This window comes from Herbaspirillum sp. C7C8, assembly GCF_022627875.1.
Lineage (GTDB): Bacteria > Pseudomonadota > Gammaproteobacteria > Burkholderiales > Burkholderiaceae_D > Herbaspirillum.
The window spans coordinates 39,497-57,805 of the sequence record NZ_JABXGG010000007.1 but is presented as its reverse complement, the minus strand read 5'-3'; the positions used below and the strand labels follow the sequence as shown (position 1 = coordinate 57,805).

At 62.4% G+C, this 18,309-nt stretch carries 11 protein-coding genes and 1 tRNA gene; 10 read left to right on the top strand and 2 right to left on the bottom strand.

Going from position 1 to position 18,309, the window contains the following annotated elements; translation table 11 throughout:
- Positions 1-411: 411 nt before the first annotated feature.
- From HWE01_RS10535 to dnaG, 8 genes are all read left to right on the top strand, one after another.
- A complete protein-coding gene (locus tag HWE01_RS10535; RefSeq protein WP_008325787.1) occupies positions 412-3,171 on the top strand; it encodes a PD-(D/E)XK nuclease family protein in 2,760 nt (919 codons plus the stop codon).
- Positions 3,168-6,641 carry a UvrD-helicase domain-containing protein gene (locus tag HWE01_RS10530; protein ID WP_241821794.1) on the top strand — a complete coding sequence of 1,158 codons (3,474 nt, stop codon included), beginning with the start codon at positions 3,168-3,170 and terminating at the stop codon, positions 6,639-6,641. Before HWE01_RS10535 ends, HWE01_RS10530 begins: the two co-directional genes overlap by 4 nt.
- A gap of 317 nt (positions 6,642-6,958) precedes the next feature.
- A complete protein-coding gene (locus HWE01_RS10525) occupies positions 6,959-8,167 on the top strand; it encodes a cation:proton antiporter (protein WP_008325789.1) in 1,209 nt (402 codons plus the stop codon).
- A complete protein-coding gene (locus HWE01_RS10520) occupies positions 8,164-9,393 on the top strand; it encodes a YbdK family carboxylate-amine ligase (RefSeq protein ID WP_008325791.1) in 1,230 nt (409 codons plus the stop codon). Before HWE01_RS10525 ends, HWE01_RS10520 begins: the two co-directional genes overlap by 4 nt.
- A 251-nt stretch (positions 9,394-9,644) precedes the next feature.
- Positions 9,645-10,853 carry a BaiN/RdsA family NAD(P)/FAD-dependent oxidoreductase gene (locus tag HWE01_RS10515; protein WP_241821793.1) on the top strand — a complete coding sequence of 403 codons (1,209 nt, stop codon included), beginning with the start codon at positions 9,645-9,647 and terminating at the stop codon, positions 10,851-10,853.
- A 212-nt stretch (positions 10,854-11,065) separates the two neighbouring features.
- Positions 11,066-11,278, top strand: coding sequence for a 30S ribosomal protein S21 (gene rpsU, locus HWE01_RS10510; protein WP_006462949.1), 213 nt, complete (start codon positions 11,066-11,068; stop codon positions 11,276-11,278).
- Positions 11,279-11,575: 297 nt separating this feature from the next.
- The gene (locus tag HWE01_RS10505) at positions 11,576-12,022 is read left to right on the top strand and encodes a GatB/YqeY domain-containing protein (RefSeq protein ID WP_241821845.1); all 447 of its coding nucleotides are present in this window, start codon (positions 11,576-11,578) and stop codon (positions 12,020-12,022) included.
- Between the two features lie 40 nt (positions 12,023-12,062).
- Complete coding sequence (gene dnaG, locus HWE01_RS10500) at positions 12,063-13,859, top strand: DNA primase (RefSeq protein WP_008325809.1); 1,797 nt, start codon at positions 12,063-12,065, stop codon at positions 13,857-13,859.
- Between the two features lie 473 nt (positions 13,860-14,332).
- Here the strand turns inward: dnaG and HWE01_RS22925 are convergent, their stop codons facing one another.
- Positions 14,333-14,566, bottom strand: coding sequence for a hypothetical protein (locus tag HWE01_RS22925; RefSeq protein ID WP_241821792.1), 234 nt, complete (start codon positions 14,564-14,566; stop codon positions 14,333-14,335).
- A gap of 115 nt (positions 14,567-14,681) precedes the next feature.
- Between HWE01_RS22925 and rpoD the strand changes: the two genes are divergently transcribed.
- Together rpoD and HWE01_RS10485 are read left to right on the top strand one after the other, a co-directional pair.
- Positions 14,682-16,907: an RNA polymerase sigma factor RpoD gene (rpoD, locus tag HWE01_RS10490; RefSeq protein ID WP_008325811.1), complete on the top strand. Its 2,226-nt coding sequence runs from the start codon at positions 14,682-14,684 to the stop codon at positions 16,905-16,907.
- Between the two features lie 57 nt (positions 16,908-16,964).
- Positions 16,965-17,043 (top strand) — tRNA-Ile (locus tag HWE01_RS10485).
- 23 nt (positions 17,044-17,066) lie between these two features.
- On the opposite strand, the gene HWE01_RS10480 is transcribed toward HWE01_RS10485, so the two are convergent.
- On the bottom strand, positions 17,067-18,140 hold the full coding sequence (locus HWE01_RS10480; RefSeq protein ID WP_241821791.1) for a tyrosine-type recombinase/integrase: 1,074 nt from the start codon (positions 18,138-18,140) through the stop codon (positions 17,067-17,069).
- Positions 18,141-18,309 lie beyond the last annotated feature (169 nt).

The following is an 18,309-nucleotide window of genomic DNA, read 5'->3' as shown; positions in this document are numbered from 1 at the left end:
TCTACGTGGAGTCGTTGCGCGCCGATTCAAGTTGTAATTGAAGCGCGGCAGAGGTAAGCGGCGGGGTACAGGGGCAATCATAACCCATTTTCAGGGAAAGTGTAGACGCGCAGGCCAGGGCTTGTTGTCACCCGTCCTCATTGCGACTGCTTCGGCGCCAACCGAGTACCGGCGCGGCTTTGCCCGCAGGCACCGAGCCCGGCGCAAGGGCCGCTCCGGGGCTGGCTGGCATACAATGCGCAACAGCGGCTGCGCGCGGGCGATTGAAAAAATCTGTTGGAGCAAGAGAAAAATACAATGGCCGTGCTGGCCATCCCTGCTCTTGTGCCACCTCTCGTGGCGCCTTGGCAGGGCGTCCGCGCTATCCTCACCAGCCCTCACCGAATCCAGAGAACAGAGAACAGAGAACGCATGCTGCTTGCTACCGTACCGATCCCGCCCACTCCCGATTTCTGGCAACAGGCCGTGCGTGCGCTGCTGCGCGAGGGCCAGCCGCTGGGCCAGGCGTTGCAGGCCCAGACAGCCGGAACGCTGGATTTCTCGGGCGTGCAGTTGATGGTGCCGGCGTTTTCCCACGCCCAGAATTTCAAGGCGGCCCTGGCCCGCGAACTACGTCGTCCCTATATCGCCCCGCGCATCAATACGCTCTCGGGCCTGTTGGCGATGCAGCCGCCGGGCGAGCGTACGCCGCCCTCCGAGAGCGAGCGACTCATGCAGCTCTACGCGCAATTGCGCGAGCATGGCTGGCTCAAGAAAATGTTTTCCGCCCGTCGCAACGCCGATCTGCTGCCGCTGGCGCATACGCTGCTGTCCCTGTCCGATGAGCTGACCCTGGCATTGCTGCCGGAGATCCGCGCCAATGCCGATGGCGAAGATGCCGCCGTGGGCCGCTGGACCCAGGCCTTGGCGCAATTGCTGGAACCGCTGGCGCCTTCGGCGCACGGCATGCTCTCCGATGAAGCGGCGCTGGTGTGGCAGGTCTGGAAGACCCAGCTCGATGCCCAGGACCGCATCGTGCAGCGCTTCGACGCGATGCTGGCCCTGGCCGAGCAGGCCAGCCTGCCACTGGTATGGGTCAGCCCGACCGAGCCGGAGCCGCTGGATGCGGCCTTCCTCGCAGCCTATGCGCAGCGCCAGCCGGTGCGCATCGTCACGCTGGACTGGCGTCGCGCAGCCATCGCACCACGGCATCCCTTGTATCTGTCGGCCTGGGAAGAACTGGTGCAGGACGATGACACCATCGCGCCGGAGCCCGGCGCGCCCGCCGTGGCCACTGCTCCGTCCATCGCGCTACCGCGACTGTGCCCCGCCGCGGACCTGGAGAACGCCGCCGTGCAAAGCGCACAGATCGTGTTGCGCTGGCTGCAGCAGGGCAAGACCGACATCGCCATCGTGGCCCAGGATCGCGTCACCGCACGTCGCCTGCGCGCCCTGCTGGAGCGCGCCGAAGTGTCCGTGGCCGACGAGACCGGCTGGAAACTCTCCACCACCCGCGCCGCTGCCGCCCTGGCGGCCTGGAACGACCTGGTCTCGGCCCGGGGCGAAACCAATGCACTGCTGGACTTGCTGAAATCGCCCTTCGTCTTCCCCGACGATGCCGACCGCACCGACCGCGTCATGCGCATCGAGGCGCGCCTGCGCCGTACCAATATCGCCGGTGACTGGCAGGCGCTGCAATCGGCCTTCGCCGAGACAGGGCGTGAGGATGAGCTGGCCTGCATCATGACGCTGGCCAGGCAGGCCGCGCGCTTCGGTGGTCGCAAGACGCTGGCGCAATGGTGCGAGACGCAACGCGGCCTGTGCCAGGCGCTGGGCATGGACGCCGCGCTGCGCGCCGATGGCGCGGGGGAGCAATGCCTGCTGATGCTCGACGAGATCGCCGCCGAGCAAGGTGGCCTGAGCGATACGTTCAGCTTCGCCGAATGGCGCGCGCTGCTCAACCTGCGCCTGGATGCCACTTCCTTCATGCCGCCGATCAAGGACCGGCGCGTCGTGATGCTGCCGCTGAACGGCGCGCGGCTGCGGCGTTTCGAGGCGGTACTGGTGATCGGTGCCGATGCCGCGCATTTACCTTCACCTCCGCAGGAAACCCTGTTCTTCTCCAATGCCGTACGGCGCGAGCTGAACTTGGCCACGCGGGCCACGCGCCAGCGTCAGCAATTGCGCGATCTCACCGAATTGCTGTGCGTGAATCCGGAGGTGGTGCTGTGCTGGCAGACTCATCAGGAGGGCGAACCCAATCCGGTCAGCCCGTGGATCCAGCGCCTCGAACTGAAGCTGGCGCAGCAGGGTGCCGCGGCACTGGAACGCGTGACGCTGCCGCCACCGGTGAAGCCATTGCGTGCCGTAGTCTCATCCATGCCCATGCCGAGCGCACCGGATCTGTTGCCGACGTCCTTGTCGGCCAGCGGCTTCGGCAGTTTTCTGGCGTGCCCCTATCAATTCTTCGCGCAACGCATGCTGCGCGTGGCGGTGATGGATGAGTTGTCGGACATGCCCGAGAAGCGCGACTACGGCAGCTGGCTGCACGAAATTCTTTATCGTTATCACGCCCACCTGCGCGATAACGCCACCCCGCTGCCAGCCCGCGCGCCGCTGCTGGCGCAGTTTTCCGAGGAGGTGTTTCAGCGCGAGATGCAACGCCATCCGGCGGCGCTGGCCTTCCATGCGCGCTGGCAGAAGGTGATGCCGGCCTATCTCCTGTGGGCCAATGAGCGCGAAGCCGAGGGCTGGCATTTTGCCTTCGGTGAAGAAGCGCAATCACACGCCCTGCAGTGGGAAGACGGCGGTATCGAATTGGTCGGGCGCCTCGACCGTGTGGATCGCAATGCCGATGGCGAGCGCGCCGTGCTCGACTACAAGACCCGTCCCGTCGGCCAGCTCCGGCAGAAGGTCAAGGAAGAGGACGACCATCAGCTGGCCTTCTACGGCCTGCTCGCCGGTGGCAGAGTGGAACACGCACACTACGTCGCCCTTGAACTCGGCCCCGACAAGAAAACCGGCGATGCCGCCGCCCCTGATTTCGTACGCCAACAGAAGATGCTCCAGCAACAGATCACCACCACCATGCACGCCGTCGCCCACGGCGCAGCCCTGCCGGCCAACGGCATCGAATCGGTCTGCCAGTATTGCGAGATGCGTGGCCTGTGCCGCAAGGGAGCGTGGCTGTGAGCGCCGCCGACAAGCAAGCCGCCGCCTACGAGGTCAATGGTCAGGCGGTGGAGGCTGCCGTCTTCACGCGCGCAGCCTGCGATCCGCGCCATTCGGTCGTGGTGGAAGCCTGCGCCGGCAGCGGCAAGACCTGGCTGCTGGTGGCGCGCATGTTGCGCTTGCTGCTCTCCGGTGCGCAGGCGCCGGAACTGCTGGCCATCACCTTCACCCGCAAGGCCGCCCAGGAAATGCGCGAGCGCCTGCTCGAACTGCTCCATGAACTGGCCCTGGCCGATGACACGCAGGCCGCTACCCTGTTGCGCGAGCGCGGCGTGGCCGAACCCGATCTGCCGCGGCTGCTGCCGATCGCGCGTGGACTCTACGAGCGCATCCTCGCCTCAGAACAGAGCCTGTCCATCGACACCTTCCACAGCTGGTTCGCGCGTTTGTTGCAGATTGCACCTTTGGCCTCGGGGGTGCCCCACGGCTATACCCTGACCGAAAAGAATGGCGAACTGCTGGACGAAGCCTACCGTCGCTTCATGCAGCAGTTGCGCGATCCCGAGGGCGCCCCCATCAAGGCGGCGTTGCTGGAACTCTATGAACTGGCCGGCGATTTCAATGCACGCCAGTTGCTCGATGCCTTCATCGACAAGCGTGCCGAATGGTGGGCCGCTACCCAGGACGACGGTGAAGAGGGGGAGGACGGCGCTGCGATACCTGCCCCCCTGCGCTGGCTGGAAGCCCTGTGCGGCGACGATGCGCAGCGTGATGCGCGCCTGTCGCTGTGGGATGATCCCGCGCTGGTAGCGCGCGCCAGCCAGATCGCCCTCCTGCTGGGGCAGGGCGGCAAGCCCAACAAGGACCGTGCGGTGGCCATCGAATCGGCCTTGACGGCGGGTGCCGCGCTGGACAACTTCGATGCGCTCTGCAACCAGTTCGTCGACGACAAGGACAAGCCGCGCAAGAACGGCAAGGCCAAGTCCCTGCTGGCCGCACTGGCGCAGCACTTCGGCACCGGCGAGGAGGCTGCGCTGACGGCCTTTGAAGAGGAGTTCAATGCAGTTGGCAACGAACTGTGCAAGTTGCAGGGACGCAGCAAGGAAAAGGCCGTACTGCAACTCAACCGCGCCCTCTTCACGGCAGGCCGCGCCTACCTGGCCTGCTACCAGGAAGTGAAGTCCGAACAGCGCGCGCTGGACTTTGCCGACCTCGAATGGCAGGCCTACCGCCTGCTGCGCAACGAGGCCAGCGCGGCCTATCTGCAGACCCGGCTGGATGCGCGCTACAAGCACATCCTGCTGGATGAATTCCAGGATACCAATCCGCTGCAATGGTGCATCGTGCGCAGCTGGCTGGATGCCTATGGCGATGATGCGGCTCAGCCCAGCGTGTTCGTGGTGGGCGATCCCAAGCAGTCCATCTACCGCTTCCGCCGTGCCGAACCGCGCGTGTTCGTCGCCGCGCGCGAGATGCTGGGGGCGCAGGGCGCAGCCATCCTGCGCGCCAACCAGACGCGCCGCAATGCCTCGGCCGTGGTCGATGTACTGAATCGTTCATTCGTCATGGGTGGCAATCCGCTGTTTGCGCAGCAGACCACGCTGGGCCTTGCCGGGGGCGAGGTGTGGCGGCTTCCGCTGGCGCGTCAGGACGATGATGCAGAAAACGTCAATGCGCCTGAAACCGCCGACGAATCGGCTTCCCACGAGGCCACGGAAAACGCTGAAGACATCATCCCCTGGCGCAATCCGCTGACCACGCCACGCGGTGAGCAAGACGATGCCCGCCGCCTGCTGGAAGGACAGGCGCTGGCGCAGGCCTTGCTCAAAGCCTGTCGCGAAGTGCCGGTGGCCGACGGCCGGGGTACTCGGCCGATGCGCTGGGGCGACATCATGCTGCTGGTGCGCAAGCGTACGCACCTGGCCGCCTATGAGAGCGCCTTGCGCGCCGCCGGGATTCCCTTCATTTCCGACAAGCGCGGCGGCCTGCTCGAATCGCTGGAGATCGCCGACCTGATTGCGCTGCTGACCTTCCTCATCACCCCCAACGATACGCGGGCGCTGGCCCATGTTCTCAAGAGCCCGATCATCGGGGCCGCTGACGATGAGCTGGTGCAGATCGCCCGCCGGGTGGCGCATTCCGAGGGTGGCCACTGGTGGCAGCATCTGCAGGAGATGCAGGATGAAGGCGCGGCTCCGGCCGCCCTGGTGCGCGCCGTGACCCTGCTGCGGCGCTGGCTGCAGGCAGCGCCGCACCTGCCGGTGCATGACCTGCTGGACATGATCCTGCATCAGGGCGAACTGGTGGCGCGCTATGCGCAGCATGCCTCGCCGCTCACGCGCAACCAGACGCTGGGCAATATCGCGGCCTTCGTCGAGTTGTCGCTGAACATGGATGCCGGACGCTATCCCAGCCTGCCCAAGTTCATCGATGCCTTGCGGCTCCTGCAGCGCAGCTCGGGCGGTGATGCGCCCGACGAGGCCAGCGTCGACGCCAGCGCCGATGCGGTGCGCATTCTCACGGTGCACAGCGCCAAGGGGCTGGAAGCGCCGGTGGTGGCCATTCTCGACGCCAATCACAGTGACGGGATGGAAGACAATCTCGGCATCCTCTGCGCCTGGCCGCAAGACCGGGATGCACCGACCCACTTCTCTGCCTTCGGCCGACGCAGCGAGCGCGGCGCTGCGCGCGCCCCGCTGTTTGAGGAAGAGGAAAGCCTGAAGACACAGGAAGACTGGAATCTGCTCTACGTTGCCGTCACGCGCGCCAAGCAGTTGCTGCTGGTCTCAGGCGTGGCCGGCACGCGCGGTGCGGGCGAAGGTGGCGTGGTGGAAGGCAGCTGGTACCAGCGTCTTTTCGCCAGCGATGCGCCGGTGCGCGAGATCAGCGGGGAGGCCGTTCACGGCGCCGATGCCGCCGCCATCGAGGAGCAATTCTCGCTGGCGCTGTTCGATCCCGAACCGGTGCCGATGTCGCTGTTTGGCGCAGCGCAGGACGATGAAGAGGCGCTGCCCGAGGTCGATGCCGATGGCACGCTGGTCAGCACCGAGGCCATCGATGAAGGCGTGGCCCTGCATGCGCTGCTGGAGCGGCTCACGCATGGCAGTGCATGGCCGCTGCAGCTGCCGTCGCCGTCCGCGCTGGTGCGCTGGCTGGGCATCTCTGCGCAGATGGCACAGGTGGTGCATGCGCAGGCGCGCGTGGTGCTGGCGCAGCCGCAGCTGGAGCGCTTCTTCAATCCGGCGTTGCATCACTGGGCACGCAATGAGATGGAGATCGTCGCGCCTGCGGGGGTGATGCGGCTCGACCGCGTGGTCATGTTCGATGACGAAGTCTGGGTGCTCGATTACAAGCGTCGCCTGCTCGACAGCGAACGCGCCGATTATGCCGCGCAGCTGGCCCGTTACCGCAGCGCGCTCATGTCAGTCTTTTCCGACAAGCGAATCAGGTCTGCGCTGATTACCGCCGATGGCGCACTGATGGAACATTGAGGCTCCCCCAACTACATTCATCTTCTCAATGCGCTTCGGATAACTTCCAGAAATTCAATAACTATCAAATCAGGAAATCAAGATTTCCGTTGTAGGTAAAAAAAAGATCATCGCGTAGAGCAAGAGTGATATCTTCTGTGCTCCGAGTTTTCCGGCGGGCGATTTTTTTGGGAAAATCCTCTCTCCGGACTCGGGCCCGATCTCGTCGGGCAGTTCGACAAGCGCATGCCAGGCATGTTGCTCACGCGATCCGCATCGAGCATGTCACCTGATGGCTTGCCAGTGCGGTTCAACACCTAATCGTTACAGGAGGAGATATGGAGTGGGCTCTTCCGTCGTTCACCCTCGCACAGACGCTGCAATGGAATGCCCTGCTGGTATTCGGCGGCCTGCTGCTGTTCGGGCTGATCGCGGGCTATGTAGTTTCCAAGTCCCCATGGGTGCCACGCATCACGGGTTATTTGCTGGTCGGCTTCCTGCTGGGAGAGGGCGGTTTCAATCTGCTCTCCGGTGAAGTCCTCAAGGTCACCAACATCTTTGCCGACATCGCTGTCGCCCTGGTGGTCTATCAGCTGGGTCGCTATGTCGACATCGGCTGGCTGCGTCGCGAAAAATGGCTGATGATCACGGTGGCCGTCTCGGCCGTGCTGTGCTTCGGCTTCGTCAGCATCGCCCTGACCTGGTTCGGGACCGATTCGGTGATGGCGCTCTTGGGTGGCGTGATGGCCATTGCCACCGCACCTGCCGTGGTGCTGGTGGTGTTGCGCGACCTCAAGGCCGAAGGCCAGGTCACGCGGCGTCTGGCGGCCATGACCGCGCTCAACAATTTCGTTGCCGTGCTGGCCGCCTATGCGCTTCTGCCGGTGATTGCGCATGAGGCGGGAACACCTGTCTGGACCTTGATCCAGCACACCCTGTATTCCCTCATCGGCTCGGCCATTCTGGCCTATCTCACCTACTGGCTGATGATGCCGCTGGCGCGCCTGCTGGGTCGCGAGAACAGTTCGCAGTTCGTGCTGGTGATCTCGGTGATCGCACTGGCCATCGGCGTGGCGCATGCACTGCATCTGCCGGTGATGCTGTCCATGCTGATCTTCGCCATCCTCTCCAAGAACCTGGATCGCCAGTTCGATCTGATGGAGCTGGAGTTTGGCGTGGCCAATGAACTGTTCGTGGTGATGCTGTTCGTCACCGTGGGTGCGTCCATGAAGTTGTCGGACCTGAGCCTGTTGGGCTTCTCGGTACTGATCCTGATCGCGGCGCGCTTTCTGGCCATGGGCCTGGGCATCTTCCTGTTCGCCCGCTTTGCGCGCATGAACTGGCGTCAGGCCGGCCTGCTCACGCTGGGTACCTTGCCCATGACGGAAGTGGGCGTGGGCCTGATGCAAACGGTCTCGTCGCTGTATCCGCACACCACGGCCAATGTCTTGCCGCTGCTGGCGGGCAGCATGGTGGTCCTGGAATTCCTGGGACCGGTGGCAACCCAGTTTGCCCTGATCAAATCGGGAGAGAGTGGACGCGAATGAATACCGACACACTGATCCGCAACGAACACGACGACCCTGCCCACCGCGCCCACGTGGCCGGACCGCAGGGCAGCGCCGGCATCCTGCCGTTCGGTTCTTCCACGCCCTTCACCATGGGCATCGAGCTGGAACTGCAACTGGTCAACCGCCGCAACTACAACCTCGCCAGCGATGCGGTCGACCTGCTCAACTGGATCGAGCCGCGCGACCTGCAAAAGCAGATCAAGCTGGAAATGACGCAGGGGATGATCGAGCTGAACTCCGGCATCCATACCCGCGTCGATGAACTGATCGAGGAATTGAAGGGCTTGCGTGCCGCCTTGAACCGGGGCGCGCAGTATCTCAACATCGATGTCTCCGGCGGCGGCGCGCATCCCTTCCAGCACTGGAACGAGCAGCGCATCACGCCCAGCGAGCGCTTCCATCACCTGCACGAGAAATACGGCTACCTGGCCAAGACCTTCACCGTCTTTGGTCAGCACATCCACATCGGTGTGGAGAACGGCGATGATGCGCTGTACCTCACGCATGGCTTCTCGCGTTACGTACCGCACTTCATTGCGCTGTCGGCGGCCTCGCCCTTCTACCAGGGCGCCGATACCAAGTTCGATTCCTCGCGCAGCAACGTGGTGCGCGCGTTCCCGTTGTCGGGCACGGCACCGGTACATACCACCTGGGCCGAGTTCGAGACGTATTACGATGAGTTGCTGCAGATGGGCATCATCGCCAGCATGAAGGACTTTTATTGGGATATCCGTCCCAAGCCCGAGTACGGCACCGTGGAAATCCGCGTCTGCGATACCCCGCTGACCATCGAGCATGCCGCGCATTTGGGCGCGTATGCGCAACTGCTGGCACGCTGGATCCTGAGCGAGCGACCCTTCGTCATCGGCGATGATTTCTATCTGCTGTATCAGTACAACCGCTTCGAGGCCAGCCGCTTCGGGCTCAATGGCCAGCTCGCCCTGCATGGCGCCACGCCATCGCAATCGCGCAAGCTGCCCATCTATGAGCATCTGCTGCAGCAGTTGCAGCTGCTGGAGCCGTATGTGGCCAATGAGGCCGAGCAGCAGACCCTCGCGCGCCTGCGCCGCATCGCACATGATCGCCTGTCCGACGCCAGCTGGCTGCGCCAGATGTTTGCCCAGCGCGGTTCGCTCAATGACATGATGCGCCTGTCTTCGGAATTGTGGATGGGCGTAGAGCCGCCGCCGTATTTCCAGTAAACGATATAAACGATTGCTTAAGATAATATTGCATCAAAGTTGAGGCACCTGGCATTGCGTGTGTTTGCAGAGCGTGCGCAATGATGGGAGGAAGAAGGCGAAGGGCCGGTATCGAAAGATGCCGGTCCTTCGTCTTTGTGGCATCTGGAAACGGCGTTGTGTGCCGGTGCTTGTGTTTTCGGGGCAGGATCGCGGACAATCACGGCTTTGAAGCGACCTCGGGCTGCACCGAGATGCGTGCCGGAGCGAGCATGAGCAAGAACAATCCCAATCATTTTGATGTCGCCATCATCGGCGCCGGTGCGGCCGGCATGATGTGTGCCGCCGTGGCGGGCCAGCGCGGTCGGCGCGTGGTACTGATCGACCACGCCGCCAAGCTGGCCGAGAAGATCCGTATCTCCGGCGGTGGCCGCTGCAATTTCACCAATGTGGGCGCGGGTCCGCAGCATTATCTCTCGCAGAATCCGCATTTCTGTCGCAGCGCCTTGTCGCGTTATACGCCGCAGGATTTCATCGGCCTGGTCAAGCGCCATCGCATCGGTTTTCATGAGAAGCACAAGGGGCAGCTCTTCTGCGATGACTCCGCCGAGGACATCATCGCCATGCTCAAGGCCGAATGCGACGCGGGCAACGTCAGCTGGCGCATGCCCTGCACGGTGCAGGAGGTGGGCAAGACCGGCGAACTGTTCCGCGTGGCCACCAGCGCCGGCGAGATCCAGGCCGCGAGTCTCGTCATTGCCACGGGTGGCCTGTCCATCCCCAAGATCGGTGCGACCGACTTCGCTTATCGCATCGCCCGTCAGTTCGATCTGAAGCTGGTCGAGACCCGTCCGGGCCTGGTGCCGCTGACCTTCGACGGCAAGGCCTGGCAGTCGCTTGTCGAACTGGCCGGCATCGCGCTGGAAGTGGCGGTGGAGACGGGCGTGAAGAAGGAGAACGGGTATTTCCTGGAAGACCTGTTGTTCACCCATCGCGGTTTGTCGGGGCCGGCCATTCTGCAGATTTCCAGTTACTGGAAGCCCGGCACGCCGCTGATGCTGAACCTCTTGCCGGGGCTGGATGTGGGCCAGTTCCTGATCCACGGCAAGGGCACGCTCAAGAAGAACCTCGGCAATCTGCTGGCGCAATGGCTGCCCCATCGCCTGGCCGAGGGCTGGCTCAAGATCAACGGCTTCGATGCCGGGGCGCGCATTGCCGACATGCCCGACAAATCCCTGAGGAAGCTGGGTAGTTCGCTGAACCACTGGGTCATCCTGCCCAGCGGCTCGGAAGGCTACCGCAAGGCCGAGGTCACGCTGGGCGGGGTGGATACCCGTGAACTCTCGCAGCAGACCATGATGGCCAGCAAGGTGCCGGGACTGCATTTCATCGGCGAGGCCATGGACGTCACCGGCTGGCTCGGCGGCTACAATTTCCAGTGGGCCTGGGCCTCAGGTGTGGCGGCGGGTTCGGCGGTATGAGCCGGGCCTGGAAGGCCGATGTCTGACTTGTTTCTTCATTTGCCCTTGACTTCAGGTGAAGGATCATCTTGACTGTGATAAGTGCCTGATTCTTATCCGGTTTTTACCACGGTGGTGGAAAAAATGCCACGTTTGGCCTTCCAATCGGGTGCCAGTCCTGCTACAATCGCTTTCTTTGCTAATCCAACCTAACCTTTTTGGTTTGAATTTACATGACCACTATTCGCGTTAAAGAGAACGAGCCGTTCGAAGTTGCAATGCGTCGCTTCAAGCGCACCATCGAGAAGACCGGTCTGCTGACCGAACTGCGCGCACGCGAGTTCTACGAAAAGCCGACCGCTGAGCGCAAGCGCAAGCTGGCAGCTGCCGTGAAGCGTCACTACAAGCGTATCCGCAGCCAACAGCTGCCGAAGAAGCTGTACTAAGAATTTCTCGCCGCACACTCGTGCGGCCGATGTGTAAACCCGCTCCGGTGTTGGTCCGCAGCGGGTTTTCGCATTTATTCCCGATTTGTCGTGGTGTTTTCTCCGGGCGGCCGGCTGGCCTGGTTTTTCCTATGGGTACCCCCAAATAGGAAGGAAAAGCACCAAATCGGGCTGGCGATAAGCCCATCCATGTTCTACGATCCTAAGACCGGGGCTGCCTTGTTGCCGCCCGGCATACTGGATGCGGGATGGCGCCAGATCGCAGAATACTCATCCACCTCATCTTCGGAGTACCCCATGGGTTTGAAAGAGCAGATCACGGAAGACATGAAGGCCGCCATGCGCGCCAGGGACATGGGCAAGCTGGGCACCATCCGCCTCTTGACCGCCGCGATGAAGCAGAAGGAAGTCGATGAACGCGTCGAACTGACCGACGCTCACGTGCTGGCCATCATCGACAAGATGGTCAAGCAGCGCAAGGATTCCATTTCGCAGTTCGAAGCGGGTGGTCGCCAGGATCTGGCCGACGTCGAGAAGGCCGAGCTGGCCGTGCTGTCGACCTACATGCCGGCCAGCCTGTCGGATGACGAGATCAAGGCCGAAGTCCAGGCCGCCGTGGCCGCCACCGGCGCTGCCGGTCCGCAGGACATGGGCAAGGTCATGGGCGTGTTGAAGCCCAAGCTGGCCGGACGTGCTGACATGACCGCCGTGTCCGCGATGGTCAAGGCCGCGCTGGCTTCTTGAGCAGCGTCTTCGTCGCGTTGTTGCCAAGCTTGCTGCCCAGGTGATTCCTCAGTCGTTCATCCAGGACCTGTTGAACCGCGTCGACATCGTCGACGTGGTCGGTCGCTATGTGCAACTGAAGAAGGGCGGCGCCAACTTCATGGGCCTGTGCCCCTTCCACAACGAGAAATCCCCCAGCTTTACCGTCAGCCCGACCAAGCAGTTCTATCACTGCTTCGGCTGCGGTGCCCATGGGACGGCGATCAGTTTCCTGATCGAGTATTCCGGCATGGGTTTCGTGGAAGCGGTCAAGGATCTGGCTCAGAACGTCGGCATGGTGGTCCCTGAGCGCGAGGACAGCATCCCCCTGGCCCAGCGTCAGGAAAAACAGGCCAGGAGCATGGCGCTGTCGGACGTGATGACGCGCGCCAATGATTTCTATCGTCACCAGTTGCGTAGCGCCCAGCCTGCCATTGGCTACCTGAAGGGGCGCGGTCTGACCGGCGAGATCGCCGCTCGCTTCGGTCTGGGCTATTCGCCCGACGAGTGGGACAGCCTGCGTCAGGTCTTTCCTGATTACGAGAACGAGGTGCTGGTCGAGTCCGGCCTGGTGATCGACAAGAGCGAAGAAGGGGGCGGTCATCGCAAGCGCTATGACCGTTTCCGTGGTCGCATCATGTTCCCCATCCGCAATACCAAGGGCCAGGTGATCGGCTTTGGTGGTCGCGTGATGGATGGTGGCGAACCCAAGTACCTGAACTCGCCCGAAACGCCGCTGTTCCAGAAGGGCAGCGAGCTCTACGGTCTGTTCGAAGCGCGTCAGGCGATCCGCGAAGCCGGTTACGTGCTGGTCACCGAAGGCTACATGGATGTGGTGGCGTTGGCTCAGCTGGGTTTCCCGCAGGCCGTGGCCACGCTGGGTACGGCGTGTACGCCCATCCACGTGCAGAAGCTGGTGCGCCAGACCGATCAGGTGATCTTCAGCTTCGATGGCGACAATGCCGGCCGCCGCGCCGCCCGCCGCGCACTGGAAGCCTGTCTGCCGCACGCCTCGGACAACAAGACCATCAAGTTCCTGTTCCTGCCCAAGGAGCACGACCCCGACAGCTACGTGCGCGAGATGGGCGCGCCCGCCTTTGAAGAGCAGATTCGCGAGGCGTTGCCGCTGTCGCAGTTCCTGCTCAAGGAAATCATCGGCGAAAACGACCTGCGTACGCCCGAAGGCCGCGCCCACGCGCAGTTTGCCGCCAAGCCGCTCTTGCAGGCTCTGCCGGCATCCGGATTGCGGCTGCAGATCGTGCGCAGCGTGGCCCAGGCCACCCAGACCACGCCGGCCGAGCTGGAAGTGCTGTTCGAGCTGGAGAAACCGGTGGCGCGCGTACGCAGTGCCCCGCCGCGCAGCAAGCGCAGCGCTCCGCTCGGGCTGGAGCGTCAGATCATGCGACTGCTTGTGGCGCATCCACAACTCTCCGCCGATCTGGATGCGGCTGCGCTGGAGGCCATCGCCCGCATCGCGCCGGACCAGGCCGAGATGCTCGCGCATCTGGTCGGCGTGGCCCAGAGCATGGGCGAGCAGGCCAACTTTGCCGCGCTGGTCGAGCATCTGCGCGAGGGTGGTCCCGAGTTCGACTCGATGATCGCGGAAATCGCGGCCGAGTCGGAATCCGAATTCGATGTGGTGCGGGCCGAGATGGCCGGCGCCATCCGCCAGGCCAGGATCCGCGCTCTTGATGAGGAGATGCAGATGCTGGTGGCCTCCAACCTGCGCACCGAGGAAGAGCGCAATCGTTATCGCGAGCTGATGCAGCGCAAGGAATGGCTCAAGCGCCAGACCGGCGGCGCAGTCGCGGCAGGTTGAGTGCAGTTTCACCGGCAGGTGGAAAGAAGGAGATGGGCAGGCAGGGATTCCCGCAAGATTCAGCGGGGCCAGGTCTGACGGGTGTGCAGGAGCAGTAGATGCCCGGATGTGGAAAACACGGTAAAGCGCTGCGAATTGTCGTGATTTACGCACCGGATCGCTGGCGGATGGCCGAATATCCCGCCTTGATCCCCGGGAAAAGGGCCCCATCTGTGCTATACTATAGGGCTTTAGTTCCGCCGGATGGCTCTTGCATCCCCACCCTGCGGCGACATGCCTTCAGCCCGGCGCATCGGGAGGAAGGACGGCAGAGAGCGGTATCGCTGCCGGATCGCAAGCGGCATGACTGCCTGCTGCACGCGATCAATGGCCCGCCGGTAAAAGGAACGTTGCGCGTGCAGCCGGAGTCTACCGGGCAACCGGTACCGGAGTTGCATCATTAGCATGACTTGATTGGCGCAATGAGTGAATTCTCAATTGGCAGTTGATTCTATGGCAAATGCAATGAAGAAACCCGCGAAAACTCCAGCAGCGTCGGCAAAGAGCAGCAAGACGGCCACGGCGGTGAAATCCACCGCCGTGGCCAAGACCTCCAGGGCGGTAGCCGCCACATCGCCCGTCAAGGGGACGGCGAAGGCAGCGGTCACCACCGTAAAACCCACGGCAAAGACTGCAGCAGCAGCGACGCCGAAAAAGACGGCAGTCAAGACAGCTGCCGCCAAGCCGGCCCGCGCCGCAGCGCCCAAGGCGACTGCAACGCCAGCCAACAAGTTACCTCAAGCCGCCGAACAAGCGGTTTCTGTGAAAGCGACGAAGACTTCCGTGACCACCAAGAAACCCGAAACCAAGACCGCCAAGACCACCAAAGCTGCACAGGTCGAAGGCAAAGACGTCAGCGCGACCGCCGCGTCGAGCGTAAGCCAAACCACTGATGCCGCTGCTCTGGCAGCCATCGACACGTCCGGCTATGTGCTGCCGAGCGTCAAGGTGCCGGGCCGCCGTGGTCGCAAGCCCAAGGAATTCCAGCCCGAGAGTGATGAAGTCGCAGCACTGAACACCATCGAGCGCACCGAACTGAAGGCTGCCGACAAGGCCAAGGCCAAGGATCGCAAGGCCAAGGAAAAGGCCCTGTTGAAGGACGCCTTCTCTTCCGACACCGAAGCCAGCGAAGAAGAGCTGGAGCGCCGTCGCCAGAAGTTGAAGACCCTGATCAAGCTGGGCAAGGAGCGTGGTTTCCTGACCTTCTCGGAAATCAACGACCACCTCCCGGAAAACATCGTCGACCCGGAAGCCATCGAAGGCATCATCGGCACCTTCAGCGACATGGGCATCTCGGTCTACGAGCACGCTCCTGATGCAGAAACGTTGCTGCTGTCGGACAACGTGGCCAACGTCGCCAGCGATGACGACGCCGAAGCCGCAGCCGAAGCCGCGCTGTCGACCGTCGATTCCGACTTCGGTCGTACCACCGACCCGGTGCGCATGTACATGCGTGAAATGGGCTCGGTCGAACTGCTGACCCGCGAAGGCGAAATCGAAATCGCCAAGCGCATCGAAGATGGCCTCAAGGACATGATCCAGGCCATCTCCGCCTGCCCGACCACGATCGCCGAGATCCTGGCTGCGGCGGACCGCATCTCCAAGGACGAGATCAAGGTCGACGAAATCGTCGATGGTCTGGTTGATCCGAATGAGAGCGAACAGCAGGTCGAGGCTGCCTCTTCCGACTCCGATGAGGACGACGAGGAAGAGGAAGAAGAGGAAGAAGACGAAGAGGAAGAAGAAAACGAGAGCAGCGGCTCGGGTGCTGCCGGTTTCTCCGCTGAACAGCTGGAGCAGTTGAAGCGCGACGCGCTGGGCAAGTTCGCCGTCATCGGCACCCAGTTCGAGAACATGCGCAAGGCTTTCGAGAAGGAAGGCTACAACTCCAAGCCTTACGTCAAGGCGCAGGAAATCATTTCCAATGAGCTGCTGGGCATCCGCTTCACCGCCAAGATCGTCGAGAAGCTGTGCGACACCTTGCGTGCGCAGGTGGACGAAGTGCGTACCGTGGAACGCCAGATCCTGGACGTCGCCGTCAACAAGTGCAACATGCCGCGCGCGCACTTCATCAAGGTGTTCCCGGGCAATGAAGTGAACCTGGACTGGGTGGATGGCGAAGTCGCTGCCAACCATGACTACAGCGCCGTGCTGAGCCGCAACGTGCCGGCCATCAAGGAACTGCAGCAGAAGCTGATCGACCTGCAGGCGCGCGTGGTACTGCCGCTGCCGGATCTGCGTGCGATCAACAAGAAGATGGGCGCCGGCGAGAAGAAGGCGCGCATGGCCAAGCGTGAAATGACCGAGGCCAACCTGCGTCTGGTGATCTCGATCGCCAAGAAGTACACCAACCGTGGCCTGCAGTTCCTGGACCTGATCCAGGAAGGCAACATCGGTCTGATGAAGGCGGTGGACAAGTTCGAATATCGTCGCGGCTACAAGTTCTCGACCTATGCGACCTGGTGGATCCGTCAGGCCATCACTCGCTCCATTGCTGACCAGGCGCGCACTATCCGTATTCCGGTGCACATGATCGAAACGATCAACAAGATGAACCGCATCTCGCGTCAGATCTTGCAGGAGACCGGTGCCGAGCCTGATCCCGCGACCCTGGCGATCAAGATGGAAATGCCGGAAGACAAGATCCGCAAGATCATGAAGATCGCCAAGGAACCGATCTCCATGGAAACGCCGATCGGTGACGACGACGATTCGCATCTGGGCGACTTCATCGAAGACAACAACACGCTGGCACCGGCTGATGCGGCGCTGCACGCGTCGATGCGCAACGTGGTCAAGGACATCCTGGATTCCCTGACCCCGCGCGAAGCGAAGGTGCTGCGCATGCGTTTCGGTATCGAGATGTCGACCGACCATACGCTGGAAGAAGTGGGCAAGCAGTTCGACGTGACCCGTGAGCGTATTCGCCAGATCGAAGCCAAGGCATTGCGCAAGCTGCGCCATCCTTCGCGTTCGGACAAGCTCAAGAGCTTCCTTGAAGGGAATTGATCTTAAGGGTGAGTCAGGATTGGCCGGCGAGATGTTAAAATCGCCGGCTGATTTTTTGGCCCCCTAGCTCATGCTTGGTTAGAGCAGCGGACTCATAATCCGTTGGTGCCGTGTTCGACTCACGGGGGGGCCACCAAAAAACACTGAGAAATCAGGCATTTACACCACTCTTCGGAGTGGTGTTTTTGTTTCTGCCTCCTGCTGTGACCAAAACGTGACCGTTTCCGCGTGGTGCGCCAGGTGGGAAGGAGCCAGGTGGGCATAGCGCTGCACCATGTCCAACGTCTCCCATCCGCCCAGCTCTTTGAGCGCCAGCAGGGGCGTCCCGGCCTGGACGTGCCACGATGCCCAGGTGTGGCGAAGATCGTGAAACCGAAAGTCCGTGATCTGCACCGCGGAGCAGGCCCGCTTGAAACACCTGTCATCGATCTGGCTGATTTTGGCGGGTTTGCCGTCCTTCGTTGCCCGCTCGAAAACATACTGCTGTGCCGTTTTCAGCCGGCGCGCAATCACTGCAAGTGCGTCGGCATTGAGCGGCACGGCCCGGGCATATCCGGACTTGGCCTCTTCAGCGATCACCCAGGCATTGCGGTTCGGCAGATCCACGCTCTTTGGTTCCAAAGAAAGTAGTTCGTCCGCGCGCATGCCGGTGGTCGCCGCCACAAGCGCAATGTCGCGCATCCATTCAATGGAAATCGCATCGATCAGAGCCTTGATGACTGGCTTGGATTCGAAGCGTACCCGCTTGTCTGGCTCCTGGAACTTGCTCAGTTTCGGCGGCCGGCTGATCCAGCCCCACTCTGTGGCAAGAGTCAGGATGCGCTTGATGGTGGCCAGGTATCTATTCTTCGTGGCAGCAGATACGGGTTTAGCCTTGCGATGCTTGTGCGTGGTGTGCGTTGGCAGCTTCTGAAGGATGTTGCCGGCGGTTAAAGAGCGGATTGGGGTCGATGCCCCTAGCGCGGCACGCCAATACTGCACGTGCCTCACCTTTGATTCATAGTCGCTCTGGCCTTCCGCTAGCTTCAGCATGCCCAAAGCGGCTTCGTCAAAGGTGTGATCAGGTTCCTCGCCCAGCTTGGTGGAACGCCACAGGTCGGCCTTTACTCGGTCGTGGAGTTCTTGCGCGGCTTGTTTGTCCGTCGTGCCAGAAGAGCGTCTAATTCGCGGGACGCCTGGCGCGCGGATATCAATCCACCAGATACCGGAAGAGGGATTTTTGCGGATTGGCAATTGTTTTCTCCTGCAACCCGCAGCGGTAGCCGGGTCACATTGTTGCGTTTCTCGCTGAGTTCTGCAAGGCGGGAGGGCCAGACGCGCCACACGCGCGACCCCGGTAGGCGGAATCCGATCTGCTCGCGCATGGCGAAGACCGTGCTGTAAGACAGTTTCAGGCGGGCGG

What these genes read in the sequence shown, in the direction of transcription:
- rpsU (WP_006462949.1), top strand. Translation starts at nt 11,066, where the DNA reads ATGACCACTATTCGCGTTAAAGAGAACGAGCCGTTCGAAGTTGCAATG.
- HWE01_RS10520 (WP_008325791.1), top strand. Translation starts at nt 8,164, where the DNA reads ATGAATACCGACACACTGATCCGCAACGAACACGACGACCCTGCCCAC.
- HWE01_RS10525 (WP_008325789.1), top strand. Translation starts at nt 6,959, where the DNA reads ATGGAGTGGGCTCTTCCGTCGTTCACCCTCGCACAGACGCTGCAATGG.
- HWE01_RS10515 (WP_241821793.1), top strand. Translation starts at nt 9,645, where the DNA reads ATGAGCAAGAACAATCCCAATCATTTTGATGTCGCCATCATCGGCGCC.
- HWE01_RS10505 (WP_241821845.1), top strand. Translation starts at nt 11,576, where the DNA reads ATGGGTTTGAAAGAGCAGATCACGGAAGACATGAAGGCCGCCATGCGC.
- HWE01_RS10535 (WP_008325787.1), top strand. Translation starts at nt 412, where the DNA reads ATGCTGCTTGCTACCGTACCGATCCCGCCCACTCCCGATTTCTGGCAA.